Source organism: Diaphorobacter aerolatus (assembly GCF_014489535.1).
Lineage (GTDB): Bacteria > Pseudomonadota > Gammaproteobacteria > Burkholderiales > Burkholderiaceae_C > Diaphorobacter_A > Diaphorobacter_A aerolatus.
Genome location: NZ_CP060783.1, coordinates 4,894,455 through 4,917,875, shown reverse-complemented (window position 1 = coordinate 4,917,875; position 23,421 = coordinate 4,894,455). Strand labels below are relative to the sequence as shown.

Below are 23,421 nucleotides of genomic sequence, written 5' to 3'. Positions count from 1 at the left end.
CTCAGAGAAGCTCCGCGTCCGCCGTGCCGAGATAGGCCTGCTGCACCAGAGCATTCGCGCGAATGCTCTCTGGTGTATCGAATGCGATCAGTTCTCCTTGCGCCAGCACCGCCACGCGATCGGCCAGGTTGAAGACCACACTCATGTCGTGCTCCACAGTGAGCAGTGTTCGGCCATGCGTGAGCTTGCGGAGGAGACCGGTGAAGTGCGCGGTCTCGCCGCGACTCATTCCGGCGGTGGGCTCGTCGAGCAAAATCACGCGCGCGCCGCCAGCCACCGTCATGCCGATCTCCAAGGCGCGTTGTTCGGCATAACTCAGCCGCGATGCAAGCTCGGCGCGGCGGTGGGCAAGACCCAGGCTCTCGAGCATTTCCTCGGTGCGCTGATTCGCATCCCGTGCGTGGCGAAGTCGTCGCCAGAAAGCGTAGCGATATCCCATGCTCCACAGCACGCTGCAGCGCAGGTTGTCGAACACGCTCAGGTTGAAAAACAGGTTGCTGATCTGAAAGCTGCGTGCAAGGCCAAGGCGGTTGATTTCAAAAGACCGCTTCGACGTGATTTGCACGCCATCGAGCAGCACCTCACCGGACGTCGCGCGCGTGCCGCCACTGATGAGATTGAACAGCGTGGACTTGCCCGCGCCGTTCGGGCCGATGATGGCGACGCGTTCGCCATGCCGAATCGTCATGCTGAGGTCGCGAATGATTTCGGTATTGCCGAAGCGTTTGCGCAAGTGGCGCAACTCCAGCGCGTGTGCCTGGGTAGCGGCGGCGCCGTTCATGGCAGTTCCTTCCTCATCCTGTGGATGAGGAATTTCGCGGCTACCGCGCCGCACAGTGCTGCCGCACCCATCGTGATCCAGTCAGCAAGGCGATGAACGTCGAGCGTCATGTTCATAAATGTCAGGCCGGAATCGATGTGGCCTTCCAGTTGCAGGTGGTAGATCATCTCCACCAAGGCCGCGCAACCTGAAAGCGCGAGCAATCCGCAAAGGCACAGGCCGATCAGCAAACCCCAGTGCCTGCGCAAGCGCCCGCTTCGCAGCGCCTGGAAGAACGACACGAGCATACCGGCGACTCCCCCGGGGCATACATCACGCTCAGCACGAAAGCGAGGCCCAGATACAGAAGCCAGGCGCGCGTCAGATGCGAGAGCAAAACGCTGGACAGCACCATGAGCACGGCACCGATGACGGGGCCGAAAAAGAAACCGGCACCGCCCAGAAAAGTGAACAGCAGGTAGGCGCCGGAACGCAGCATTCCGAGACTGTCTGCGGCCGTGACAATCTCCAGATGAATCGCCATGAGCGCACCACCGACGCCCGCAAAAAAGCCCGACGCGATGAATGCAAGATGACGCACGCGCTGCGGGTTGTAGCCGACAAACGCGGCACGCACCGGGTTGTCACGCACGGCGTTGAGCATGCTGCCGAGCGGCGTCCCGGTGAACAGGAACATCGCGAGCGTGCAGGCGAGGCAATATGCGGCGATCAGGTAATACACCTGGATGGCGGGACCGAAAGTCAGACCTGCCACGCCGAAAACTGGCGCGCCGTAGACGCGGTCGATGCCGATACCGCCCTCGCCTCCAAAGAGTTCAGGAAACATCAGCGCCACCGCAGCCACGAGTTCGCCGATGCCCAGCGTGATCATCGCGAACGTCGTTCCTGCCCGGCGCGTGCATAGAAAACCGAACACGGCAGCAACCAGCATGCCGGTCAACCCGCCGACGATGGGCACGAAAACCAGCGGGATCGCAAGCTGCCCGCTCGACGCCAGACGGATCGCATGTACCGCACCGAATGCACCCAGCCCGGAATACACGGCATGGCCAAAACTCAGCATGCCGCCCTGCCCGAACAGCATGTTGTATGAGAGACAAATGATGATGGCGTAGCCGATCTGCGAGAACACGCCGATGGCGAAGCTGCTTGACGCAACAATCGGCGCGGCGAGCAAGGCGATGGCCAGCAGCGCAAACGCCAGCCACATGGTCTTGCGCGACCCTGCGCGTTGCGGAGGAGCCTGCATCACGTTCATCCCTCACGTGCTCCGAGCAGCCCGCGCGGTCGCACGACGAGCATCGCCACCAACAGCAAAAACGGAAGAATGGGTGCGATCTGCGAAAGGCTAATCCGCATCAGCGTGGACGCCGCCGCCGTGTCTGCGTCGACCGTCCAACCCCATGCCGCAAGCACCTGCGCCACCGATACGTCGAGGCCCACGGCAAAGGTCTGAACCACGCCAATCAACAGCGATGCGACGAACGCGCCCGCCAGCGATCCGAGGCCGCCGACCACTACGACCACGAAGATGATCGAGCCCACCGATGCGGCCATGCCCGGCTCGGTCACATAGGTGTTGCCACCGATCACGCCGGCCAGGCCCGCAAGCGCGCAGCCCGCGCCAAACACCAGCATGAACACGCGTGGCACGTCGTGCCCCAGCGCTTCGGCCATGTGCGGGTGAGTGAGTGCGGCCTGGATCACCAAGCCGATGCGCGTGCGCTTGAGCGTGAACCACAGCACCAGCAACATCAAAACCGCCACCAGCATGATGAATGCGCGTGACCTGGGAAACTGCACGTCATACAGGCTGAACAGCGATCCTTGCAAAAACGGCGGCAGTTGATACGCGACCACGGACCGGCCCCAGAGGAGTTGCACGACTTCGAGCACCAGATAGGACAGACCGAAGGTCACCAGCAGTTCCGCGACATGTCCGGACGCGTGCACACGCCGCAGCACAAAACGCTCGAAGGCCGCGCCAAGCAGCCCCACGAGCAGCGGCGCGACGATCAGCGCCGCCCAGAAACCCATCACGCCCGACAACGAATAACCCAGATAAGCCCCGAGCATGTAGAAGCTCGCATGCGCAAAATTCAGCACGCCCATCATGCTGAAAATCAACGTAAGCCCTGCGCTCAGCATGAACAGCAGCAGGCCGTAGCTGATGCCGTTCAGAAGCGAAATGGCGGCGAACTCTAAGGTCATCGAAGGGATGTCATGCGCAGGGTGGAAGAAGATGCCGGAACTCCAAATCAAGCAAAAGGCGCGCGTCCCGCAAGGAACGCGCGCCAACCAGTGCTTCATTGAGCAATGGGTTCTGCCTACAGCCCGGGCAGCCTGTAGCCCTTCAAATCCTCGCGCAGCCTGGTCTTGAGCATCTTGCCCGTGGCACCGAGCGGAATGGCTTCCACAAACACCACGTCATCGGGAATCTGCCATTTGGCGGTCTTGCCTTCGTAGAACTGGAGCAATTCCTCACGCGTCAGTTGCTTGCCGGGCTTGAGCGCCACGGCAACGATGGGACGCTCGTCCCACTTGGGATGCGGCATGCCGATGCAGGCGGCCATTGCGACGGCGGGGTGGGCCATGGCGATGTTCTCGAGGTCGATGGAGCTGATCCATTCGCCGCCGGACTTGATCACATCCTTGGTGCGGTCGGTGATGTGCATGAAGCCGTCCGGATCGATGGTGGCCACATCGCCCGTGGGAAACCAGCCGCGTCCGTTCTCGTCCGCCACCAGCGGGTTGCTACCCTTGAAGTAACTCTGCAAAACCCAGTGGCCGCGCGCCATCAGGTCACCGTAGCTCTTGCCGTCCCAGGGCTGTTCCCTGCCCTCGGCATCGACGATCTTGAGATCGACGCCGCAGAATGCCCGGCCCTGCTTTTGCAGCAGTTTCATCTGCTCGTCCTTGGGCAGATGCAGGTGCTTGTTCTTGAGCGTGGAAAGCGAGCCCAGCGGACTCATTTCCGTCATGCCCCAGGCATGCAGCACGGTCACGCCGTATTGATCCTGGAACGCATCGATCATCGCCGGAGGGCAGGCAGAGCCGCCGATGATGGTTCGTTTGAGCGTGTTGAATTTCAGTTGGTTGGCGCTGACGTGGTTCAGCAGCATCTGCCAGACCGTGGGCACGCCCGCTGCCATCGTGACGCCTTCGGCCTCGATCAGTTCATATACCGATTTGCCGTCGAGCGCCGGACCAGGGAACACCACCTTGGCACCCGTGAGCGCGGCCATGTAGGGCGTACCCCAAGCGTTCACATGGAACATCGGTACGACGGGCAACACCGCGTCACGCGCGGAGATGCTCATCACATCGGGCAGCGCCGCCGCGAATGCATGCAGCACCGTGGAACGATGGCTGTACAGCGCGCCTTTGGGATTTCCGGTGGTGCCGCTCGTGTAGCACAGGCTCGATGCGGTGTTTTCGTCGAACTCAGGCCAGACGTAGACATCACTCTGTGCGCCAATCCAGGCCTCGTAAGACACGAGGTTGGGAATACCGCTGTCGGCCGGCAGCTTGTCGGCGTCGCACAGTGCCACCCACTTCTTCACCGTGGGGCACTTGTCGTGAATGGCCTGGATGATGGGCAGAAAGCTGGTGTCAAAGCACAGTATCTGGTCTTCTGCATGGTTGACGATCCATGTGACCTGCTCCGCATGCAGGCGCGGGTTGATGGTGTGCAGCACGCGCTGCGAGCCGCTCACGCCGAAGTACAGCTCCATGTGGCGGTAGCCGTTCCACGCGAGCGACGCAACGCGATCACTGGACGCCACGCCGTCCGCATCCAGCGCGTTGGCCAGTTGGCGGGCACGTCGGGCCAGGTCGCGGTAGGTGTAGCGATGGAGGTCTCCTTCCACGCGGCGCGAAACGATTTCCGCATCGCCGTGGTGGCGCTCGGCAAACTGAATCAGTGAAGAAATCAGCAGGGGTTGACTCTGCATTAGGCCCAGCATGCTTGTGCTCCTTGATATTTTTGGGTCAGTGGTGCGAATCGCGCCATGGTATCCGCACTTACGGGTGGAAACACGAAAAACACTGTCGCCTAAGGCACGCGGCTTGTTGTGCATTGCAGCAAATAAGGCATGGCCTTATGGGTGACCGGTCATCGTGAGTTTGGGACAATTGCCTCATGAATCTGACTCTTTCGTCCGACGGTTCTTCCACGCAGGATTCGGCTCTGCAGGGCCCGCCGTGGCGGGCTTCGGGATTTGCTGATCTTGGCGCCCGGTTTCTTACCGAGCTTCGCCCTACCCCATTACCAGAACCTTACTGGGTGGGCCGCAACCCGCAGGTCGCCGAAATGGCCGGAATCGATCCTCGCTGGCTTCAGACCGACGAGGCGCTGCAGATGCTCACGGGGAATCTCGTCGAGACTGGGATGCACCCCTACGCGACGGTCTACAGCGGCCATCAGTTTGGCGTCTGGGCCGGGCAGCTCGGCGATGGTCGCGCGATCACTCTCGGCGAGACGCAGGCCGGGCAGGAAATCCAGCTCAAGGGCAGTGGGCGCACACCTTATTCGCGCATGGGTGATGGCCGTGCGGTGCTGCGCTCATCGATCCGGGAATATCTGTGCAGCGAAGCCATGCATGCGCTGGGCATTCCGACTACCCGCGCGCTGTCGGTCACAGGTTCCGCCGCGCCGGTGTATCGCGAGCAGGTGGAGACCGCAGCCGTCGTCGCGCGGGTCGCGCCGAGCTTCATCCGCTTCGGGCATTTCGAGCACTTCAGCGCGCGCGGCGACGAAGCATCGCTCAAGGCGATCGCAGACTACGTGATCGACCGCTACTACCCCGAATGCCGCACCAGCCCTGGCTTTGCGGGCAATGCCTATGCGGCGTTGCTTCATGTGGTGAGCGAACGCACGGCAGCGCTGATCGCGCAATGGCAGGCCGTCGGCTTCTGCCATGGAGTGATGAACACCGACAACATGAGCATCCTCGGCCTCACCATCGACTACGGGCCCTTCCAGTTTCTCGACGCCTATGTGCCCGGCCACATCTGCAACCACAGCGATGACCGTGGCCGTTATGCGTTCGACCAGCAACCCAACGTCGGCTACTGGAATCTCCTGTGCCTCGCGCAGGCGCTGCTGCCGTTGATCGGAGAGGAAGAAGTCGCGCGCGAGGCCGTGGGTTCGTATCCCGAGGCCTTTGCGCGCGAATTCAAGCTGCGCATGGCGGCCAAACTCGGGCTCGCCGCCGAAGCCACCGAGGACGCCCGATTCGCGCCTCTGCTGCAAAGTCTTCTGGGTCTGATGGCGCAAGATGCGGTCGACTACACGATCTTCTGGCGCACCCTAGCCCATGCCTCGACTTCGGAGGAATACACCCCGGTTCGCGATCTGTTCCTGCATCGGGAGGATTTCGACCAGTGGCTTACCCGTTTGCACAATGTGCGATTGCCAAAGGCCCGGGATCACGACGCAGTACGATCCATGCTCGACGTGAACCCGAAATTCGTGCTGCGCAACCACCTCGGAGAAATGGCGATCCGCGCGGCACGCGAGCAGGACTTCAGCCTGGTGCACGCCTTGCAAACCGTGCTCGCGACGCCATTTGCAGAGCACCCGCAGCACGAGAGCTTTGCGGACTTTCCGCCCGACTGGGCTTCACAGATTTCCATCAGTTGTTCGTCATGACCTACCCCATCGAAAAAACCGACGCCGACTGGCAAAAGCTGCTCGCCGAAAAAGGTGCGGAACCTGCGGCTTTCCAGGTCACGCGCCATGCCGCCACCGAGCGCCCGTTCACCGGCAAATACGAGACCGTCTGGGCCGACGGAAGCTACCACTGCGTCTGCTGTGGCAACAAGCTGTTCGATTCGGATACCAAGTTCGACGCGGGCTGCGGCTGGCCGAGCTTTTCCGAAGCCGTGCCGGGCTCGATCAAGGAAATCGTCGATCACACCCACGGCATGATTCGCACCGAAACCGTGTGTGCACAATGTGGCGCGCATCTGGGCCATGTGTTCCCCGATGGCCCGACACCCACCGGCCTGCGCTATTGCATGAATTCGGCCTCGCTGGATTTCGATCCGAACAAATGACAATGTCTCCATGAAACTGTTACTCGACTTCTTCCCCATCATCCTTTTCTTCGTCGCCTACAAGGTGTGGGGAATCTATGTCGCCACGGGCGTGGCGATTGCCGCCACAGTGGTGCAACTGGCCTACATGCGCATCAAGACCGGCAAGACCGAGCCGATGCAGTGGGTGAGCCTGGTGATCATCGTGCTCTTTGGCGGCGCTACCCTGCTCGCGCACAACGAGGACTTCATCAAGTGGAAGCCCACCGTGCTCTACTGGGTGATGGGCGCCGTGCTGTTCGTGGGGCAGATTGCCTTCAACAAGAACTTCATTCGCACATTGATGGGCTCGCAAATCCAGTTGCCCGATCCGGTCTGGAAGAACCTCAACTACGGCTGGACGGTTTTCTTCGCCGTGATGGGCGCGCTCAACCTGTGGGTTGCCTTCAACTTCGACACCGACACCTGGGTGAACTTCAAGCTGTTTGGCGGCATGGGACTGATGATCGTGTTCGTCATCGGCCAGGCCATCTACCTGAGCCGCCACGTCAAGGAAGAAGGCGAAGACCCCAAGCGGATCGAGGACGCCAAGCCATGATCGAAGTGACCGCCGCGAACATGCAGGAACTTCTGGCCCGCACCCTGGCTCCCACTCAGCTTGAAGTCATTGACGAAAGCGGCCTGCATGCCGGGCACGCTGGCGCCAATGGCACAGGTTTTGGCACACACTTCCGTGTACGCATTGCGTCACCCATGTTTGAAGGCAGGCCGCGGGTAGCCAGGCATCGGCTTGTGTATGATTCGCTACAGACTTTCATCGACAACGGTGCGCATGCCATTGCCATTGAAATTCTTTGAACAGGCCGGCGTCGCCGGTCGCGGAACGCAAGTTCTGCAAAAACATTTCCTTTTTTTGGATTTCGAATGAAGAAAAAGCTCATGTCCGGCCTCGTGGCCGCAGCGTTGCTGGGCACCGTGGTTTTGCCCGTGTCCGCCCAGAACCTGGCGATCGTGAACGGCAAGCCGGTTCCCAAAGAACGCGCAGATGCCCTGAAGCTGCAGGTGGAAAAATCCGGTCGTCCGATCACCCCTGAAGTCGAAGGTCAGATCAAGGAAGAAGTGATCGCCCGCGAAATCTTCATGCAGGAAGCCAAGAAGCGCGGCCTCGAAGGTTCGGCCGACTACAAGACCCAGTTGGAACTGGCTCGCCAGACCATTCTGATTCGCGAACTCTTCGCCGACTACCAGAAGAAGAACCCGGTGACCGACGCCGAGATCCAGGCGGAATACGACAAGTTCGTCGCCTCCAATTCCGGCAAGGAATACAAGGCCAGCCATATCCTGGTCGAGAACGAAGATCAAGCCAAGTCGATCATTGCCCAGATCAACAAGGGCGCGAAGTTTGAAGACATCGCCAAGAAGGAGTCCAAGGATCCCGGATCCGGCGCTCGCGGTGGCGACCTCGACTGGGCCAATCCCAGCAACTACGTGGCCGAATTCACCGAAGCACTCGTGAAGCTCAAGAAGGGCGAAATGACCGCCGTGCCGGTTAAGAGCCAGTTCGGCTATCACATCATCCGCCTCGACGACACACGCGACGCACAACTGCCGAAGCTCGACGAAGTCAAGCCACAGATCGCCCAGCAACTGCAACAAGCCAAGCTCGCCAAGTTCCAGGAAGACCTGCGCAGCAAGGCCAAGGTTCAGTGATCGGCGCATCCGACCGCTGCTGAACTGACAGGACGAAAGCTGCCAGGCACCGCTCTAGGCAGCAGCCGCCACCGAGTCAAGCACAAAGCCCGACATGGTTCGGGCTTTGTGCTTTTATGCCTCGTCACTTTTGAACCCAAAGCGGGTGCGCTCACCCCCGCCCGAATAACCAGACCCAACCACTCAAAAGCCCCAGCAACACCGGCTGGTGCAGCAGGTAGTAGCTCAGGCTCCAACGCCCCATCAACGAAAGAAGGCCCGCCCGGGCGCCAGCGTCGCGCTCAGCCACCGCGCGTGCGTGCGCTGAATCCACTGCCCTGCGGCCATGCCCCACCACATCACACCGAGCCACGGAAACACCGGCACATAATCCTCGGTAAACGGCTTGCGAGTGATCCAGCCCAGCCAATTCAGCGCCCGGCTGTTCATCAGTTCGGCCCACTCTTGACCACCCGCCGCGCCAAGCCACCACTGAGCAACCCATGGCGACACCACGGCGAGCAGCCCCGCAAGCCAAAGCCAACGCCCCACGAGGACGTGAGCCGAACAATCACTAGCATCACGGCAATTCCGTGCAGCACGCCAAAATAAATAAAACTCTCGGGAAACATCAGCCACGAGCCAATGCTTACGAGCAACGCCGCACCCGCAACCTGCAGCCACCGCTTGAAAAAACGCTGCCAGCTCTGCCCTTGCACATACGCAATCGACTGCCCCAATCCGGCGCAGAACAAAAACAGGCTGACGATGGCAACCCGCTGCCAAGTCCAGAACGGATCAAGCAAAAAATTCTGCTGCCACAGCCCGAGATGCGCCAGATCGAAGCAAAAATGGAAAACAGTCATCCAGACCATGGCAACCCCGCGCAGGGCGTCTATGGTTGCGTAACGGGAAGCGGAGTGCGGCTTGGGTGCTTGGGAATGCATGTGAATATTATCGGTACGGGCTGACATCGTCGAATATTTCAATGCACGGACAATAGGTTCAAAACAGCTGACTTCACACGACATTCACGTGGCCACTGACCACACGCGACGGAGTAACAGGCTTTGGAACACGACGACGACTTGCTTAAACTGGAAAAACAGGGTCTTCCCGCACTACCCCCTGCGGTGCGCACCGAATACGTTGATGCCACCGGGAAAACATCACATATCTGGTTTTCGGTGTTTGGCTCCGGGCCACCCGTGGTGCTGTTGCATGGCGGCATGGGCAATAGCGGGAACTGGGCTCATCTGGTCCCCGAGCTGATCAAAGGCGGGTACAGCATCATCGCAATAGACAGCCGTGGTCATGGCCGCAGTTCGTGGAACGGGCACCCGTTTCACTACACCCTGATGGCGTCTGACGTGCGCCGGGTGCTCGATCACCTCAAGATTCCCAAAGCCGTGTTTGTGGGATGGAGCGACGGTGCCGACATCGGCGTGATCCTGGCGGACGAATCCCCTGAACGTGTGCGCGGGCTGTTCTTCTTTGCATGCAACGTGGACTCGTCAGGAACCAAACCGTTCGAGATGACGGCCCGGGTCGAGCGGGTATTGGCATATCACCGCCAACAGTACGCCGAACTGTCTCCAGCGCCCGCCGACTTTGACAAAATCTTCCAAGCAGTCCAGGCCATGCAATCTAACGAGCCAAACTACACACCGGAACAGCTCGCGCGCATTGATGTTCCAGTGACGGTGTGCGTGGGCGAGCACGAGGAATTCATTGCGCGCGAGCATTTGGAGTACCTTTCCAACGCACTGCCCGACGCGACGTTCGAACTTTTACCAGACGTCGGCCACTTCGCACCATGGCAGCGTCCCGAGGCATTCAATGATGCGGTTATCGCATTCTTGGGGCGCTTGGAAAAGAGGTGTGGATGATGAACGGCTGCACCCAAAGCCGCCAATGAACAATTGGCAACGGCGAGGTAGGCACCCGACCGCCGTCAATTCAATACACCTTGATCATTGGAAACGGCGCGCTACGCCTTAGGTGCGGCCTTCAATGTGCCGACTTTCTTTGGACCGACTCCGCTCAGAATCTCTCAGAGTGGCATAGGCAAAAAACTATCAATACATCATCCAGCCAAAACAAACACTACAATCGACAAAGGAAAAAATATAGACAAAAGCAATGGCAGCATGGATCTTCCAAAGTGACCCCGCAAAATTCAATCTAGACGGGTACCTTGCATCAGCTCCGGGTGCTATTACATGGGCACTGAGTCGCAACTCAGAACAAACTCGGGTAGGGGACACTGTCTACTTATACCGTGCAGAATTTGGATCAAGAATGAAACACAGTGGAATCTTGGCCTCTGCCACGGTGCTAACAAATCCGGAGTGCATACCGTGCGAGCCAGAATCGATCGCTTATCAGATCAGTCCAGACAACGGTTCTTCCCTTCAACTGCGGGTATGGCTTCAGATCGAACGAACAGCGAATAAAAAAGAGGAACTGCGTCGCGAATGGTTAAAAGACGATTCGATTTTGAAAACTATTCCCATGTTTTCAAACTCGAGTGAACGGAACTTTAAAATTTCTCAACCAGAAGAAGATAGACTACGTAAATTGTGGTCTCGTACCGGTCAAAATTGGAATCGAGACGAGTCAATTGGCGGTCTATGGGCCTACGTGGAAACTTTAGGCAAAGAAATTTCTAAGCTGGAGGGCCGTCCTGTGGAACTATTCTCCCGAATTTCTGGACGTGCAATGCCCGGTGTATATAACAAGGTTATGAATTACCGTGCCTTAGATCCTCGGGATACACGGAAGGGCATGTTCGGAGCTGGCGCGATGGATAAGCTTGTATGGGCCGAATTCTTCAATACGCAAACCAACAAGCTTGATGAAGATGCGATTCGAAGCGAGTTTTCACGAATTTGGGAACCTCAAACTCAACGCCACTACACACAGTATTCCAAGATACGTGACGAACGTGAAAGCTTTGAGCGCGAAGTTCAAAGACTCGAAAAGCGTGGACTGAGTAGCCTTCTGAATGCCTACGAACAACAGAGAAAAAATCTAAAGAAATCAGGTACCTCACTTCCAATCTCTAAAGCAACTATCGTAAATATCTACGAGCGAAATCCGCTAGTGGTTGCAATTGCAAAATTACGTGCGAATTTTCATTGCGAATACCAGGAGTGCAATCATGAGCATTTTCTTGGAGTGGACGATATGCCTTACTGCGAAGTACATCACATAAAGTCGCTCGCTGACGGAGGTGCGGATAACCTTGAAAATGTTGTCTGTCTATGCCCAGCTCATCACAAAGAGGCTCACTTCGGCACTAATTCAAAGCAACTTCAGGGCATTTTTAGACAACTTCGAGTCAAAGATATCAACCAGTCAACGCAATAAGCACTCACATAGAATTCGGGTAGAGTTCCAACGCCAGTTCCCGCCGAGTGCGTTCACGAATGAAGCTTGCGCTGGTTTTTTGCCTCACCATCACTCCCACTCGATTATCGTCAATAGGAAAATATTCTTCTAAATCAACATTCTACTTCAATGCACTCACACGATGCCATTGTAAGTACCATGCGATGCCAGAGAAGTTGAGCTAGCCACCCGGATCACGTTCAACCTCCAGCCTTGCGCCGCCTCTCCCGCTCGGCGTCGGCCAACTCGCCGGGCCACCTGGCCAACTCGTCATTGGTGAGGCCCGCCAGAATTTGCTGCAGGTTCATGGTCCGGTGCGGAGGGCGCGGCAGGTCGCAGGACGGCGCGCCGTCGGTTATGAAACACGGCTCGGTTTGGTCATCCTGGTGTAGCTTTGTCATGCTCTTATCCTCTGTGTTCCACCAAGTTCGAACGGCCTCGCCGATTAGGCATGCGCAGCTGCGTTGTCCTCAGCTACGTGGACTGACACCTTCGTCACGTTGTAGAGCATCACATCTCCGCCAACCGCCTGAGCGGGATTGAAAAGTGCAAGATTGATGCCGTCACTAACAGAACTGCGATAAACAACGCCGTCGAAGCCGCTCTTTTTTATGAATTCACAAAGATACTGGCTCGGAATATAGTCGATCGCCGCACCTGCTGGCTGAACTGGTCTCGTCAACTCATTACCTAGGCGCTCAAGAAAAGGCAGGTCGGCACGCAACTGCCCAATCTCACTTGCATCCGTCAAGATGAACGGTGACACAAGCTTTCGCGGGTTACGCAAGTCGACGGCCTGGATTTGAGGAATCCTGAAATCAGCGACACAAGCAGATTCGCCGGTGTGGGGCCTAATCTCAGCAACAGCAGTCTCAGGGAGGGACCCAAGATAAAGATATGGAATACCCGCTGGATTGGCCCTTCCATGCGAAGAACGTCGCTTCGGCGGCGCCCCCATTTGAGCAATTGGGAAAGCCTCTTCGTCAATACGAATTCGCGCACGATACCATTGCTCAGGTAAATTCTTGGCGATCAGCATCTCGAGCAACCGACGAAGACGTTCCTCATCTATAGCAACATTGAGGAACCAGCGATTTCCATACATCATCTCGTCCCGTAGCTTGTCCCATTGCGCGAGGCCCTCACTTATGTAACTGGCCGATGGAACAAAACCACGCCTAACGATCTGACCGTCATCAAGAATCTCGCCGAGAAGTTCCTTCGCATGGGCGACGTCCATGCGCTGATGACTGAAAAGCAGCCAATCGTCCTTCATCCATTCGACCAGCGACCCCCCGTCATCGCTAGGCTCATAAACATTGATCAAAAGCTCGAAATAATTGGCGAGTCTGCTTGGCTCAACGAGCTGGGTTTCAGTGGTCCCGCAGAAGTCGCATGTCCCATGACTAGGATCGAGCGAAGGAAAAAGCTGGTCGCGCAGGGCGCGATCATCGAAACACTCCGGGCAACAAAAACGCTTTGCCATAGCAATCAGCTTAGGTAAGCCGCAAGCGTCTCAATATGATGCTTCATCGAGAGTTTTTTAACGTATCCAAGGCCGGGAAAGTGCCCCTTAGCGTGAAGACTACGAAATTCCTGGATCGCGCTAGTTTCAAGAATGTGTGAAGCGCCGCCATCCAATTTCTCGATCAGCTTCGCCAAGGCCTGCGCGAATTTTCCAGCGGGATCGGTCGGCGTATCATTCGTAGTAGAGACGAAGTGATAGATGTGCATTACTTCGTCTGCATTCGGATCTATGAAGGTCAGGTGGATTGCAACGGCATAGGCAGGACCACCACCATCGGAATATGCATCGCCAACCGTCAAGAAATCGCCGAAGCCATTCATTCCGAGATCGCTCTGAAAAGTCAGATGAAGCTCGGAGAACTCTTCGACTGGGATCTTGGCAAATTCAGAGTTTTTACGCCGTTTAAAGCCGTCGCGAATTAGGATGCGTGTGCTTCCTTCGAAATGCTTGCGGTAGAGCGTATTGGCGTGATCCTCTATGAATACGTTTGTGAGACCGGACACCCGTTCCCCAAACTCCACTGCCAACGCTTTGGGCGCCGTGAAACCCGCGTGAATTAAAACAGGTTGATGATCAACATGTTGGCCATAGCAAGCCGTTACCGCATCGACGGTCATGTCCGTACGCAGAAGAATGCCAGCGGAAATATTATCGAAATCCTTGAAATCTTCTTGCAGAAGAGCCGTAATACCGACCCCATCCTATTGATGGTCTCCGTGATAAGGATTCACAATGACGATTGCGCGCCCCCCAGCATCGCATACTGCCGCCAAAGTCCTCTTGAGTCCACCGAGTGACTCTCGCACTGGCTCGATGACAGGTATGAACTCCTTTTCAGCGAGTAACTTCGCCATCTCGCGGATTGTGATGAGCTCGAACTGTTTTCCTCGGAAATAGGGATAGTACATACGGCGATCAATTCCAGGTCATGGCCACGCGCAGCGGGGTTGCTGTAGCGTCAATCAGTCTCGAATGCTCAGAACGGTGTACGGGCATCGACAACGCCGCAGCCTGCAAAGACTTCGGCAAACGATCGACCAAGTCACTGAGCGGAGCAAGATTGCGTGTTTGCTTGAGCGTTCGCACCATCTCGACATGCAAAAGGACGGGATCAACTTTAGCGAATAGATCGCGCATTGCGGCATGTTTTTGCGTGTTGGGAACTTCCGGCACCTCTATCCCCATCGCTTGCAAAACAGCTATGCTTTCGGCCATTCGCAACGATTCAAACACTGCCACGGGACAAATCCGCGATGGACAATTCTCAGCTTCACGTACTGATGTAATTCTGTATCGCTTAGAGAGGCATAGCACCCCAACATCTTTCGGGATTATGTCCAAAACGCTTTGAATATGCCCTTCGCTTGCAATCACATTAACCGTTGCAAAGACACGCTTGTAGTTCTCGACTTGATTAACAAGTCTCGCAAGCGAATCTCGCTCAGACTTAATCTCGTATACTGTCGCCGTTCCATTCAAGATAACGAGATCAGCCTTGCAACTCCCGATACGAAACTCGTTGAGCATCGAGGCAGTGCGGAGTGAATGTGTCCCCATCAAGACTTTTTGAGTGATCGCTGCTCGATAGATATACTCATCGCGATGCCCCACAATCTTCAAGATATCGAACGCAGAGTCGAAGGTGTCTCCAACGGTCGCGCTTTGATCAAGATGTTCAATCAAATCGGTCTGTCCGAGTAGGCAACGAAACAAGCCAGACTGGCCCTTCTTCGCCATTTCTCTGAAAACAGCCGCAGAGAACAGCCGAGTCAAAGCAGAAAGCTGTGCTGAGCTGTGAGCCTTCATTCTCTCACCTCAACCATAAAATAATTCTCGCTGGCATTCTTCGCTCTCATAGCCTCGGAGCGATGACGCCCACATGCTTGTACAAGGTTGTTCGAGACACACCGTACCTGCGAGCCACGTCTGCCACATGGATACCAGGATCACGCAACAATACCTTAATTTCGCGCACCTGCTGCTCGTCCAATTTTGGCCTCCGACCGCCGGCTCGACCTCTAGCGCGCGCAGCAGCTAAGCCTGCCTGTGTGCGTTCCCGGATCAAGCTGCGCTCGAACTCTGCAAGCGCTGCAAACACATGGAACGTCAACTTACCCGCTTCGCTGCCTGTCTCGATTTTCTCTGTCAAACTTTCAAAGTAGACTCCCTGCTGTTCAAGATCGGCAACGATTTGAACCAAGTCAGGCAAACTGCGGCCTAGCCGATCGAGTCGCCAAACAACAAGGGTGTCCCCCGCCCGCAGCACCTTCCGGCACTGCTCAAGCTCTGGACGAGTAGCGGTTTTGCCACTGGCGGCTTCCTCATAGATCAACCCACAGCCGACTTGCTTGAGCGCGCTTCGCTGCAAGTGTAAGTGCTGGTCATCGGTCGACACGCTAGCGTATCCAATGCGTTGATTCATTGACGCGTTCAGAACACTGAAAAGTTGACGGGTATCTTAACACTTATTACCAGTCTTGGCGATGCCAAAACGCAGCATTGGCTAATGTCCAAAAAACCACCGTTTGATGAACATCACCCCAAGGGAATGAGCATGGCCAGCAAAGACACGGGGAGCCGCCGCTGATCCCGAACGAAACAACGATTCAGGCAATGAAGGATGCCCGCGCCGCTCGCGTCTCGGGGCGGTTTGCCACGGTTGCCGAGCTGCTCGCCGATCTGAATGCTGACGACACGCCGGAAGCTCACGATGGCAGCACGAACGTCTATGCCGACCTGGGCCGCCCCGACGCCGACGAAATGCAGGCCAAGGCCACGCTTGTAACCAAGATCAGCCAGACCATCGCGGCGCGGCAGTTGTCGAACGACCAAGCGGCGGCGGCTCTTGGATTGACGCTGGCCGAGCTGGGCGAGCTGCTGACCGGCCACTTCCGTGCGCATTCGGTCGATGGCCTGGAACGCTTGGCGGCGCTGCTCGATGAGGCCGGCCGATGATTGACCCGAAGAACTTGGAAACCTGGCTGCATCAGAAGGCCGGCCCGGCCCATGACGCGCTGAAAGCCGACTCGGCCCGCGCCGTCTCGGCCGACCGGGTGCGCTACACGCTCAATGAGCTGCTGGCCTAAGCCGAAGCGCCCGGCCGGTATCCATTGCCGCCGGAGCAGCGCGAATGGATGGATGCCCCTGCAGTTGGCCGTGAGCTGCTGCCCGAGGACTTGCAAACCGCCGAAGCCATAGCCGCGTTTCTGGCCGATGCCGAAGCCACGGCCGACCCGGCCTATATCGAGCACGCCCGCGAAGTTGCGGCACGTGCGCGGGCCATGCACGGCATCAAATAGCGAAGCTGGCCAGCATCGCTATTTCTGGCGGTGCTGCAGGTGGACCTCATCGCCGGAAATGACGATGCGAGATCCACGCCAAGGGAAAGGTGCAGGGCGGCCGTCATCGCTCGATCTGGCGATGCTCGAGCACGCCGGCGCGCATCGCCGCTTCCGGCGATGCAGGCCCGAAAACGACAAGGGCGGCCATCGGCCGCCCTTGCTGTTTCCTGGTGCGAGAGCCTACGCGGTGAGTGATTGCCGCACCGCATCCAGGGCTTGGCGAAAATCGTCCCGCGTGGCCTGCCCCGTCTCGGCTTGGTAGTACAGCATCATGAACATATTGGCGACGGCCTCGGCCATTGGCGAGAGTTGCCGCGCCGCCTCTTGGTCGATCCAGTCCAGGGCCGCGAGCTGCGCGGCCGCATGATGAACTGCCTGGGTTGCGATTGCATTGGTAGGATTCAAGGTTGCCATGATTCACCTCTGTGGTAGGTGGGTTGTGGAAGTGTCGGCCGGCCCCACGCCGGCCGGCGCGCTTTATCTCTGGCCGCTGCTGTAGAAGCCGGCGGCCTCAGCCAGCGGCGTATTCCTGTTGCTGCCGCTGTAACTGTTGCTCGATGACTTGGCCGCCGGCCTCGTGGCCTCGATTGCAGACGGAGTTGAGCGATCAGCGAAGGCTGCTATCTCCATCACTGCATCAAGCTCGGTTGATTGATCGCCAGGTCGCTCAAACTCCACCGCCTGACGCTGAACTTAGTCGAACTCCAGGCAATCGAAAAGCCACTACCCTTCATAGTCACGCCTCCGATTTACCGTGCTTGCGGTTGGCGAACGCGGCCACTTCATCATCAGGATCAGCAGCGGCCGAATCGGTCCCTGCCAAGTTGTTGCCGCCGAATGTCGGCACCGACTCGACAACGGCGGCCTGGTCGCTCTCCGCGCTCGCCCTGATAGCCGCCGCGATCTTCCCGCCGGTGGTGTCGGCGATGCGTTCGACCGCGGCATCGCGGATGCTGGCAGCCTTGGCCTTCGCAACCTCGCCGACGCCTTGCATCAGGTTCGCGCCGGCGTCGGCCGTCACGCGGCCCGCTGCGCCAAGCGCCGACGCGGCGGATGCCAGCATGCCGGGGCCGGTGCTGCCTGATGCGGCCTGCTGGCCGCTTTGCTGGGCATTCTTGCGGCCGGCTTCGTCGCCACCCTTCGAGCTGGAACCTCCACCCGTTTTACCGGACTGCTGCCCATTGCCGCCACCCGAGCCGCCCGAACTGCTGCCGAAACCGGCGGCCTGCGCAAGTGGTGTAGTGGTGCCCGCACCTGAACTTGCCCCGCCACCAAAGCCAGCAGTTTGTGCAAACGAGCCTGCATCGCTGCCGGAGTCGGAGCCGCCGCCGAGCATGGGCATCCCGCCCGACTCGCCGCCGGCGCTCGATCCCGCTTTCTCGAACGCTGCTTTGACCGCCGACATACCGCCAGCGGCCGAGGCTGCACCACCCATCACGGCTGCACCGGCCACGCTTGCCGCACCGGTGGCCATGCTCGCCGCGCCCATAGCCGCACCGATGGCAGCACCCGCGCCGAAGTTGCCGAAGCCACCCGCGCCGCCGATTCCCGAGCCGGTGATGATGCCAGCGACAAGAGGGGACACACGATTGACCAGCATGAGCAGTGTCACGCAAAAAACCAGCATCACGCCCAGCTCTTCAAAGTTCAGCGTGCCGGTGTTCATCCTGGCGTAGAAGCTGGTAAGTAGGTCATTCCCGATGCCGACTAGGAGCACCATCGTCATGATCTGCACGGCCACGCCCAACACGGTCTTGTAGTAGTTGATCGCCATGTCCGAAGTCCAACGCGAGCCACCGAAGCCGAGGAAGAAGATGCCAGCGTACATCAGCAGCCAGCCCGAGACGAGCAGCAGCAGCATGTTTATGGCAACGACAGCCAGCAGGATCAGGATGCCGAGGCTCAAGGCCACGCCGATGAAGCTATCCACGGGCGACCAGATCGACGAGTTGCTGAATGCCTGCTTCAAGATCATGAAGCCGATATCCACGATGCCCGAGGGTGTCACCGATGCCACCCCGGACGCCTGCTCACCAATCCGGGCCAGCGACTGGATGATCGAGTTGGCGAAGGCCGGGCCGTTGCGCAGCAGCCAGAGGAAGAAGCCGAAGAACAGAATGAACCTGATGAACTCGGCGAAGAACTCGCCAATGTCGGCCTTGCGTAGCGCCATGAAGCCGAACGTGAAAACCAGCGAGATCGTGCCCAGCGTCCAGAACAGGAACATCGCGGCAGTCATCACCACCGTCTGCCAGGACATGGCCCGCGTGGTGAACTCCGTCACCACCTGGTCAAGCATCCCCTGGTTGGTGAGCTGGGCCGATGCGGCGGTGGAGTAGAGCGCGAGAGCGATGCCGATCAGCGCCGCCTTGTGCAGTGCTTTCATGGCTTCACCTCCTTCAGGTCTTTCGGGTCGGCCAGTTCGAGCCAATTCATGGGCTTCTCGGTCGGCGCGATGCCGCCGGCGGCCGGCGACCGACGCGAGCACAGCCCGGCGAATTTCTCGCGCGTGGCCTTGTCCACTATCTTCTTGATCGCCTCGATCTGGCAATTTGTGTCATTGACCTCGGGCATGGGCGGGATGGCCGGCTTGTTGTCGCAGCCAGCCACCAGCACCACCGCGAGGCCGGCAAGCAGCATCGTTTTCTTCATGGTGCAGGGCCTCCGTCAGCGGGTCAGTTCGAGCCAGTTTCTCGGGCTGGCAGTGCGCTCGATCCTGGATTCCCTGGAAGTCGCGCCGGCGGCCTGTTGTTGCGCCTCTAGGTCGGCCTGGGCCTGCATCCTGGCGGTCGCGGCACTCTGCTGCGCGATCAGCAAGCCACGGATTTGCAGGAGCTGGTTTGCCTGGTTGGCGGCGAGCTGATTGGCGAAGCCGATGGCCTGCATCTGCCCGTTCGCACCCTGCGCGGCCGACTGGAGCCGTTCGAGCTGGCGAGCATCGGTGGTAAGGTTGCGCTGCTGTTGCTCCAGGCCCTTGAAAAGCGCGTCGTTCGCCTTCTTCTGGCTCTCGCTCGCCAGGTTGCGGTTTTGCTCCATCGCGATGCGCTCGGCATCCGAGCACCCAGCGGCCGAGAAGCACGGTGAGCCACGGTAATAGGCCACGTCCTGGAACTTGCCCAGGTAGCTGTCGAGACTGCCGAGCTGGGTCTTGTAGTAGTCCAGCGTGTTGACGGCATTCATCAGCCCGTTGATCGTGGACTGCACCTGATCCCAGATATACGCGGCCGGGGCCATCGTGTTTTGCAGCATGTTTTCGTACTGCTGCAATTGGGTCTGGTACTGCTCAATCTGCTTGAGCGTCTGCGCCACCGACTCGATGGCCGTCATGACGTTCTGCACCAGGTTCCCGCCATCGATGACGGGGATGCCGGCCTGCGCCGGGGTGATGACGATACTGCCGGCCAGGACGGCGGCGAGCGCGGTTTTAGCCGCTAAAAAGCGATGCTTCTTCATGTCGATAAACCTTTCTGAAAGTGGCATTCAGGGTCATCGAGTAGCTGCGCCACGTAGCTAATCGGTACTTGACCAGAGCGACACCAAAGCCCGGCCTTTTTGGTTTATGTCACGGCGTCATTGCGTATCGATGCTTCTATACCCCTATCGTTCGATCATGACACTGCCCATCAGATTTTTAGCCGCTAAAACGCTCAAGGCTTGGCCTTCGGCTGCACTACCGACTTCATAAGCCGGCTCATTTCGTCCTGGGTAGCTTCGATCCGACCCAATAGGACGAGGATCGTTGCATCGCCGAAACGGGCAGTGCGCGGATCGTCGGTCAGCCAGAGCGTGAGCAATCCGCCCCGGCGGCCAAGATCACCATTCACGCGCACCAGCTCGCGCACGTAGTGATAGTCCATGACTCCCTTGACCTGGTAGCCCTGCCCTACGTCGCGCAGGTAGCGCGCCACACTGATTCCGGCCATCTTGGCGTTCGCCTCGATCAATTCGCGTTCTTCGGGAAGGCAGTACACCTTGATCGGCGGGCTGCCCTTCCTGGTGATTTGTTTCTCGTCGCCCATGTGTCCTCCAACCGGCGGTAGCCGGCAGCCTCGCAGAGCAGGATGCCCCGTTGAGCGCCCCCGGCGCGAATGAGGGGAAGTGAAGAAGGACAACCCGCTTGCGGGTGGGCCTACTTCACACATCCTGCCCGCCTTATGGCGTTGTTTTTGCATCGAACGATTCATCGAATCTCGCGCTATAAGCGCCCCATTGCTGCGCAACAGCGCGTCCGCAGCGTGAAAATGGGAAGGAAATGGCCCATTTCCGCGCGCTTACAGCGATCCAACCACCAATAACAGTGCATCAGCCGTGCACTTGCAGCGATTGGGCACGGGTCTTTCCTCACTTCGTGTTCTGACTCGTCGAACCGGGCGGCGCATTGGTGATGTGCTGGCAAACGTATTTCAGAAAGGTCTCGTAGCGGAAAGGAATGCGCCCACTCTCGCGCATGTATTCCCAGATGATCTTGAGCGCGTAGCCAGCCTCCATCGCTGCCGTCACGTCCGAGCGCACCGCCATGAACAAGGCCAAGTAGTCCCTGCGCTTTAGCTGTGAAGTCTGCTGCTTATGAGCGAGCCGCGCAGCCAGCTCCTCCGGGTAGCTGCTTTCTGTAGTCGTCATGTCCGTAAACCTCCGTTATCAACTGAACTACTCCGAAGGTTACGGAGTGCCGGCCTGCACAACATTCCAATAATTGGCCAAGTTGGTTGACATGGAGCCGATGACACAAGCACGCCCATCGAAACAGCGATGGCCGTCCAGTCAGCATCACGGAAGAGTTGAACGCCAAGAGGGAGTAGGCCCAGGGGATTCCCAGCATGGCCCTCAAGTGTCAACAGACAGTTCGGTCGCCATCGTCAGAAATGGGGATGGCTGTGGTCACCATCGGAAATGGTGACGGTGGCCAGCATCGCCAGAAGTGACGGTGTTGCAGCTCGGTCGGCGCGCAAAAAGTGGGCCGGCCTCATATGCGACAGGGTATCGAAATCGCACTGTTGTATGTTGTAGCGCGCTACAACATACAACACCAGTCATTGACACTTGAGGGGCGTAGCGTTTTAGCCGCTAAAAAAGCGGTCGGGGCTGACCACTCTTCTGGCGTAAAACTTAAAGACCGAATGGCCGGCCCATTGGCAAGGGCTTGGCGTCGCCCTTTAGGGCAGCGCCAAGTGCCGCGCCTAGTGGATGATCTTGGAAGATCATGGATGGAATTTACGAACTAGCCGCAAGCCCGCGCCGTTGCTGTGTTTTCTGATTTGAGGCGGGGAACGTTGCTACGGGTGAAGGGAGCATTGCTACGGAGCTTGGGGAACGTTACTACGGGCTTCGGCCTGCCGATTTCCCACTTCCCTGCCGCATACTCGCTCACCTTCCAGCCCACGGCGGCAAGCTCGGCCAAAGCCTTGCGAGCCTTCTGGCGGCGCTTCTTGATGGCCTCGGCGTTTGTCTCGTCCGGCCAGACGTAACCAGATAGAGTATCCAGCTCCACACGCCCAGCTTTGCCCGGGTCGATCCAGCCGCATAGACGCTGGTGAATCAAGCGGGCCGGGTCGGTTTGTAACGCCCGTACCTCGGCCATATCGATGCGGGTATACGGACGCCTCCCAAGAATCGCCTCCGTAATCTGAGGATTCAGCGCGACGAATAGCCGTCCATCTCCCTCATCGAAGGCATGGCTCATCAGGTGAAAAGATTTGTGCTTGATCCCCTTGGTGACCATCACTGTCACGTTTGTCATGCGCAGCAAACACGCTTTGATCGCCCTGATGTTGTCGCCGCCATCGGTCAAGCCGATTTCGCCTAGCAGACTGGTCATGCTCTCGCGCACGACAAGCGCATCCTGCCCTACCGCATCGAACTTCGGCTCAAGGAATAGACGGAGTTGCTTCGGCAAGTCCGCTGTTGGCTCTGCCGTCAGGATGATGCCCTTCGGCCCTCCAAGAGCCACAAGACCTTGCAGCAGCCGCATGTCATCAGCACCAAGAGGCTCGAAGCCGACGAACCGCGCCAGTTCATTTTCGGCGTAGTGATACGTCACATCGAGCTTGAGCTTCTTCCGTTCGCCGCGCTTGAGACTGCGGAACAAGCCGGGGACCAAGCAGTGCATTGGGTCGTGCCTGGCATGGGTGAGGTCAAAAGCCATCGCCTCGCCTCCGACTATCACGTCTTTCCTCATTCCTGCTGGCCTCATACAGCTCCACCGGCACCAGCACGCCGCCGGCGTGCCGTATGTACCAGCGATCAAGCGGCGTGGCGTCGTAGTTTTGCTTGCTGACGCCGAAGCGCACGAAGTAGCCGCGCCGCTCATCCTCGATGGGTTGCCGGTCATGGGCGCGGTCGCTGAGGCGCTTCGCCTCGTCCTTAGTCATGCGGGCGACGTAACCGCACCACCTGGCGTTGTCGATCAGCGCGGACGCGCCACGCGCGGCCTGCTGCTGGTCGGTATGCCCTTCGCGGGCGCTTCCCTTGCTGACGTGGTGCAGGTAGAGCACGGATGCGCCCGTGGTAGCCGCGACCTGCTCCAGCACGGCCACGAGGTGGGCCATGTTGCCGTTGCTGTTCTCATCGAGGGCGTGGATGCGGCTCAGGGTGTCCAGCACGATCAGCCTCGCCCGGCGCTGTACTCGATGACGCGGCGCAAGTGAGCCTCG

25 protein-coding genes and 3 pseudogenes are annotated in these 23,421 nt (G+C 58.5%); 10 read left to right on the top strand and 18 right to left on the bottom strand.

Annotated elements, in window-relative coordinates; all coding sequences use genetic code 11:
- Position 1: 1 nt before the first annotated feature.
- From H9K75_RS23075 to H9K75_RS23060, 4 genes and pseudogenes are all read right to left on the bottom strand, one after another.
- Entirely contained in the window at positions 2 to 781 is a 780-nt protein-coding gene (locus H9K75_RS23075) for an ABC transporter ATP-binding protein (protein WP_187724277.1), read from the bottom strand.
- Positions 778 to 2,039 (bottom strand): annotated as a pseudogene (locus H9K75_RS23070) (branched-chain amino acid ABC transporter permease). Before H9K75_RS23070 ends, H9K75_RS23075 begins: the two are co-directional and overlap by 4 nt.
- A complete protein-coding gene (locus H9K75_RS23065) occupies positions 2,036 to 2,992 on the bottom strand; it encodes a branched-chain amino acid ABC transporter permease (RefSeq protein ID WP_187724276.1) in 957 nt (318 codons plus the stop codon). Before H9K75_RS23065 ends, H9K75_RS23070 begins: the two are co-directional and overlap by 4 nt.
- Positions 2,993 to 3,108: 116 nt before the next feature.
- Entirely contained in the window at positions 3,109 to 4,746 is a 1,638-nt protein-coding gene (locus H9K75_RS23060) for a 3-(methylthio)propionyl-CoA ligase (protein WP_187724275.1), read from the bottom strand.
- A 182-nt stretch (positions 4,747 to 4,928) separates the two neighbouring features.
- On the opposite strand from H9K75_RS23060, the gene H9K75_RS23055 reads away from it, so the two are divergent.
- The 5 genes from H9K75_RS23055 to H9K75_RS23035 all read left to right on the top strand — a co-directional run bounded on the left by H9K75_RS23055 (position 4,929) and on the right by H9K75_RS23035 (position 8,530).
- Positions 4,929 to 6,434 carry a protein adenylyltransferase SelO gene (locus tag H9K75_RS23055; protein WP_404826451.1) on the top strand — a complete coding sequence of 502 codons (1,506 nt, stop codon included), beginning with the start codon at positions 4,929 to 4,931 and terminating at the stop codon, positions 6,432 to 6,434.
- A complete protein-coding gene (msrB, locus tag H9K75_RS23050) occupies positions 6,431 to 6,841 on the top strand; it encodes a peptide-methionine (R)-S-oxide reductase MsrB (RefSeq protein WP_187724273.1) in 411 nt (136 codons plus the stop codon). Before H9K75_RS23055 ends, msrB begins: the two co-directional genes overlap by 4 nt.
- 10 nt (positions 6,842 to 6,851) lie before the next feature.
- Positions 6,852 to 7,418 (top strand): septation protein A, encoded by a 567-nt coding sequence (locus H9K75_RS23045; protein WP_187724272.1) that lies wholly within the window; start codon positions 6,852 to 6,854, stop codon positions 7,416 to 7,418.
- On the top strand, positions 7,415 to 7,678 hold the full coding sequence (locus H9K75_RS23040; protein WP_187724271.1) for a BolA family protein: 264 nt from the start codon (positions 7,415 to 7,417) through the stop codon (positions 7,676 to 7,678). The genes H9K75_RS23045 and H9K75_RS23040 overlap by 4 nt, the downstream gene beginning before the upstream one ends.
- A gap of 66 nt (positions 7,679 to 7,744) precedes the next feature.
- Positions 7,745 to 8,530 carry a peptidylprolyl isomerase gene (locus tag H9K75_RS23035; protein ID WP_187724270.1) on the top strand — a complete coding sequence of 262 codons (786 nt, stop codon included), beginning with the start codon at positions 7,745 to 7,747 and terminating at the stop codon, positions 8,528 to 8,530.
- Positions 8,531 to 8,681: 151 nt separating this feature from the next.
- Here H9K75_RS23035 and H9K75_RS23030 read toward each other — a convergent pair.
- Positions 8,682 to 9,456 (bottom strand): annotated as a pseudogene (locus H9K75_RS23030) (heparan-alpha-glucosaminide N-acetyltransferase).
- Between the two features lie 123 nt (positions 9,457 to 9,579).
- Between H9K75_RS23030 and H9K75_RS23025 the strand changes: the two are divergent.
- Together H9K75_RS23025 and H9K75_RS23020 are read left to right on the top strand one after the other, a co-directional pair.
- A complete protein-coding gene (locus H9K75_RS23025) occupies positions 9,580 to 10,398 on the top strand; it encodes an alpha/beta fold hydrolase (RefSeq protein WP_187724269.1) in 819 nt (272 codons plus the stop codon).
- A 253-nt stretch (positions 10,399 to 10,651) separates the two neighbouring features.
- Positions 10,652 to 11,881 carry an HNH endonuclease gene (locus H9K75_RS23020; protein WP_187724268.1) on the top strand — a complete coding sequence of 410 codons (1,230 nt, stop codon included), beginning with the start codon at positions 10,652 to 10,654 and terminating at the stop codon, positions 11,879 to 11,881.
- A gap of 221 nt (positions 11,882 to 12,102) precedes the next feature.
- Here H9K75_RS23020 and H9K75_RS23015 read toward each other — a convergent pair whose 3' ends face one another.
- The 5 genes and pseudogenes from H9K75_RS23015 to H9K75_RS22995 all read right to left on the bottom strand — a co-directional run bounded on the left by H9K75_RS23015 (position 12,103) and on the right by H9K75_RS22995 (position 15,852).
- Positions 12,103 to 12,303 carry a hypothetical protein gene (locus tag H9K75_RS23015; RefSeq protein WP_187724267.1) on the bottom strand — a complete coding sequence of 67 codons (201 nt, stop codon included), beginning with the start codon at positions 12,301 to 12,303 and terminating at the stop codon, positions 12,103 to 12,105.
- Positions 12,304 to 12,347: 44 nt separating this feature from the next.
- Complete coding sequence (locus tag H9K75_RS23010; RefSeq protein WP_187724266.1) at positions 12,348 to 13,388, bottom strand: RES family NAD+ phosphorylase; 1,041 nt, start codon at positions 13,386 to 13,388, stop codon at positions 12,348 to 12,350.
- 5 nt (positions 13,389 to 13,393) lie between these two features.
- A pseudogene (locus H9K75_RS23005) lies at positions 13,394 to 14,284 on the bottom strand (sce7725 family protein).
- Between the two features lie 61 nt (positions 14,285 to 14,345).
- Entirely contained in the window at positions 14,346 to 15,236 is an 891-nt protein-coding gene (locus tag H9K75_RS23000) for a sce7726 family protein (protein ID WP_187724265.1), read from the bottom strand.
- A gap of 46 nt (positions 15,237 to 15,282) precedes the next feature.
- The gene (locus H9K75_RS22995) at positions 15,283 to 15,852 is read right to left on the bottom strand and encodes a recombinase family protein (protein ID WP_187724264.1); all 570 of its coding nucleotides are present in this window, start codon (positions 15,850 to 15,852) and stop codon (positions 15,283 to 15,285) included.
- A 191-nt stretch (positions 15,853 to 16,043) separates the two neighbouring features.
- Here H9K75_RS22995 and H9K75_RS22990 point away from each other — a divergent pair, with 191 nt between their 5' ends.
- From H9K75_RS22990 to H9K75_RS24465, 3 genes are read left to right on the top strand one after another with little or no spacing between them, the layout of a single operon-like run.
- Entirely contained in the window at positions 16,044 to 16,385 is a 342-nt protein-coding gene (locus tag H9K75_RS22990) for an XRE family transcriptional regulator (RefSeq protein WP_226858415.1), read from the top strand.
- On the top strand, positions 16,382 to 16,516 hold the full coding sequence (locus H9K75_RS24945) for a hypothetical protein (RefSeq protein WP_264293922.1): 135 nt from the start codon (positions 16,382 to 16,384) through the stop codon (positions 16,514 to 16,516). Before H9K75_RS22990 ends, H9K75_RS24945 begins: the two co-directional genes overlap by 4 nt.
- 48 nt (positions 16,517 to 16,564) lie before the next feature.
- On the top strand, positions 16,565 to 16,729 hold the full coding sequence (locus tag H9K75_RS24465; RefSeq protein ID WP_226858414.1) for a helix-turn-helix domain-containing protein: 165 nt from the start codon (positions 16,565 to 16,567) through the stop codon (positions 16,727 to 16,729).
- A gap of 222 nt (positions 16,730 to 16,951) precedes the next feature.
- Here H9K75_RS24465 and H9K75_RS22980 read toward each other — a convergent pair whose 3' ends face one another.
- From H9K75_RS22980 to H9K75_RS25820, 8 genes are all read right to left on the bottom strand, one after another.
- Entirely contained in the window at positions 16,952 to 17,185 is a 234-nt protein-coding gene (locus H9K75_RS22980) for a type I toxin-antitoxin system ptaRNA1 family toxin (protein ID WP_187724263.1), read from the bottom strand.
- Between the two features lie 322 nt (positions 17,186 to 17,507).
- Complete coding sequence (gene trbL, locus H9K75_RS22975) at positions 17,508 to 19,157, bottom strand: P-type conjugative transfer protein TrbL (RefSeq protein WP_187724262.1); 1,650 nt, start codon at positions 19,155 to 19,157, stop codon at positions 17,508 to 17,510.
- Positions 19,154 to 19,423, bottom strand: coding sequence for an entry exclusion lipoprotein TrbK (gene trbK / locus H9K75_RS22970; RefSeq protein WP_187724261.1), 270 nt, complete (start codon positions 19,421 to 19,423; stop codon positions 19,154 to 19,156). Before trbK ends, trbL begins: the two co-directional genes overlap by 4 nt.
- A gap of 15 nt (positions 19,424 to 19,438) precedes the next feature.
- On the bottom strand, positions 19,439 to 20,224 hold the full coding sequence (trbJ, locus tag H9K75_RS22965; RefSeq protein ID WP_187724260.1) for a P-type conjugative transfer protein TrbJ: 786 nt from the start codon (positions 20,222 to 20,224) through the stop codon (positions 19,439 to 19,441).
- Between the two features lie 194 nt (positions 20,225 to 20,418).
- A complete protein-coding gene (traJ, locus tag H9K75_RS22960) occupies positions 20,419 to 20,790 on the bottom strand; it encodes a conjugal transfer transcriptional regulator TraJ (protein ID WP_187724259.1) in 372 nt (123 codons plus the stop codon).
- A 322-nt stretch (positions 20,791 to 21,112) separates the two neighbouring features.
- Positions 21,113 to 21,391 carry a TraK family protein gene (locus tag H9K75_RS22955; protein WP_187724258.1) on the bottom strand — a complete coding sequence of 93 codons (279 nt, stop codon included), beginning with the start codon at positions 21,389 to 21,391 and terminating at the stop codon, positions 21,113 to 21,115.
- Between the two features lie 598 nt (positions 21,392 to 21,989).
- Complete coding sequence (gene repC, locus H9K75_RS22950; RefSeq protein ID WP_226858413.1) at positions 21,990 to 22,913, bottom strand: replication protein C, IncQ-type; 924 nt, start codon at positions 22,911 to 22,913, stop codon at positions 21,990 to 21,992.
- Positions 22,903 to 23,370, bottom strand: coding sequence for an AAA family ATPase (locus tag H9K75_RS25820; protein WP_449757725.1), 468 nt, complete (start codon positions 23,368 to 23,370; stop codon positions 22,903 to 22,905). Before H9K75_RS25820 ends, repC begins: the two co-directional genes overlap by 11 nt.
- Between the last annotated feature and the right edge of the window lie 51 nt (positions 23,371 to 23,421).

Coding starts and splice junctions, on each gene's coding strand:
- H9K75_RS23075 (WP_187724277.1), bottom strand. CDS start 781: ATGAACGGCGCCGCCGCTACCCAGGCACACGCGCTGGAGTTGCGCCAC.
- H9K75_RS23065 (WP_187724276.1), bottom strand. CDS start 2,992: ATGACCTTAGAGTTCGCCGCCATTTCGCTTCTGAACGGCATCAGCTAC.
- H9K75_RS23060 (WP_187724275.1), bottom strand. CDS start 4,746: ATGCTGGGCCTAATGCAGAGTCAACCCCTGCTGATTTCTTCACTGATT.
- msrB (WP_187724273.1), top strand. CDS start 6,431: ATGACCTACCCCATCGAAAAAACCGACGCCGACTGGCAAAAGCTGCTC.
- H9K75_RS23045 (WP_187724272.1), top strand. CDS start 6,852: ATGAAACTGTTACTCGACTTCTTCCCCATCATCCTTTTCTTCGTCGCC.
- H9K75_RS23040 (WP_187724271.1), top strand. CDS start 7,415: ATGATCGAAGTGACCGCCGCGAACATGCAGGAACTTCTGGCCCGCACC.
- H9K75_RS23035 (WP_187724270.1), top strand. CDS start 7,745: ATGAAGAAAAAGCTCATGTCCGGCCTCGTGGCCGCAGCGTTGCTGGGC.
- H9K75_RS23020 (WP_187724268.1), top strand. CDS start 10,652: ATGGCAGCATGGATCTTCCAAAGTGACCCCGCAAAATTCAATCTAGAC.
- H9K75_RS23015 (WP_187724267.1), bottom strand. CDS start 12,303: ATGACAAAGCTACACCAGGATGACCAAACCGAGCCGTGTTTCATAACC.
- H9K75_RS23010 (WP_187724266.1), bottom strand. CDS start 13,388: ATGGCAAAGCGTTTTTGTTGCCCGGAGTGTTTCGATGATCGCGCCCTG.
- H9K75_RS23000 (WP_187724265.1), bottom strand. CDS start 15,236: ATGAAGGCTCACAGCTCAGCACAGCTTTCTGCTTTGACTCGGCTGTTC.
- H9K75_RS22995 (WP_187724264.1), bottom strand. CDS start 15,852: ATGAATCAACGCATTGGATACGCTAGCGTGTCGACCGATGACCAGCAC.
- H9K75_RS22990 (WP_226858415.1), top strand. CDS start 16,044: ATGAAGGATGCCCGCGCCGCTCGCGTCTCGGGGCGGTTTGCCACGGTT.
- H9K75_RS24945 (WP_264293922.1), top strand. CDS start 16,382: ATGATTGACCCGAAGAACTTGGAAACCTGGCTGCATCAGAAGGCCGGC.
- H9K75_RS24465 (WP_226858414.1), top strand. CDS start 16,565: ATGGATGCCCCTGCAGTTGGCCGTGAGCTGCTGCCCGAGGACTTGCAA.
- H9K75_RS22980 (WP_187724263.1), bottom strand. CDS start 17,185: ATGGCAACCTTGAATCCTACCAATGCAATCGCAACCCAGGCAGTTCAT.
- trbL (WP_187724262.1), bottom strand. CDS start 19,157: ATGAAAGCACTGCACAAGGCGGCGCTGATCGGCATCGCTCTCGCGCTC.
- trbK (WP_187724261.1), bottom strand. CDS start 19,423: ATGAAGAAAACGATGCTGCTTGCCGGCCTCGCGGTGGTGCTGGTGGCT.
- trbJ (WP_187724260.1), bottom strand. CDS start 20,224: ATGAAGAAGCATCGCTTTTTAGCGGCTAAAACCGCGCTCGCCGCCGTC.
- traJ (WP_187724259.1), bottom strand. CDS start 20,790: ATGGGCGACGAGAAACAAATCACCAGGAAGGGCAGCCCGCCGATCAAG.
- H9K75_RS22955 (WP_187724258.1), bottom strand. CDS start 21,391: ATGACGACTACAGAAAGCAGCTACCCGGAGGAGCTGGCTGCGCGGCTC.
- repC (WP_226858413.1), bottom strand. CDS start 22,913: ATGGCTTTTGACCTCACCCATGCCAGGCACGACCCAATGCACTGCTTG.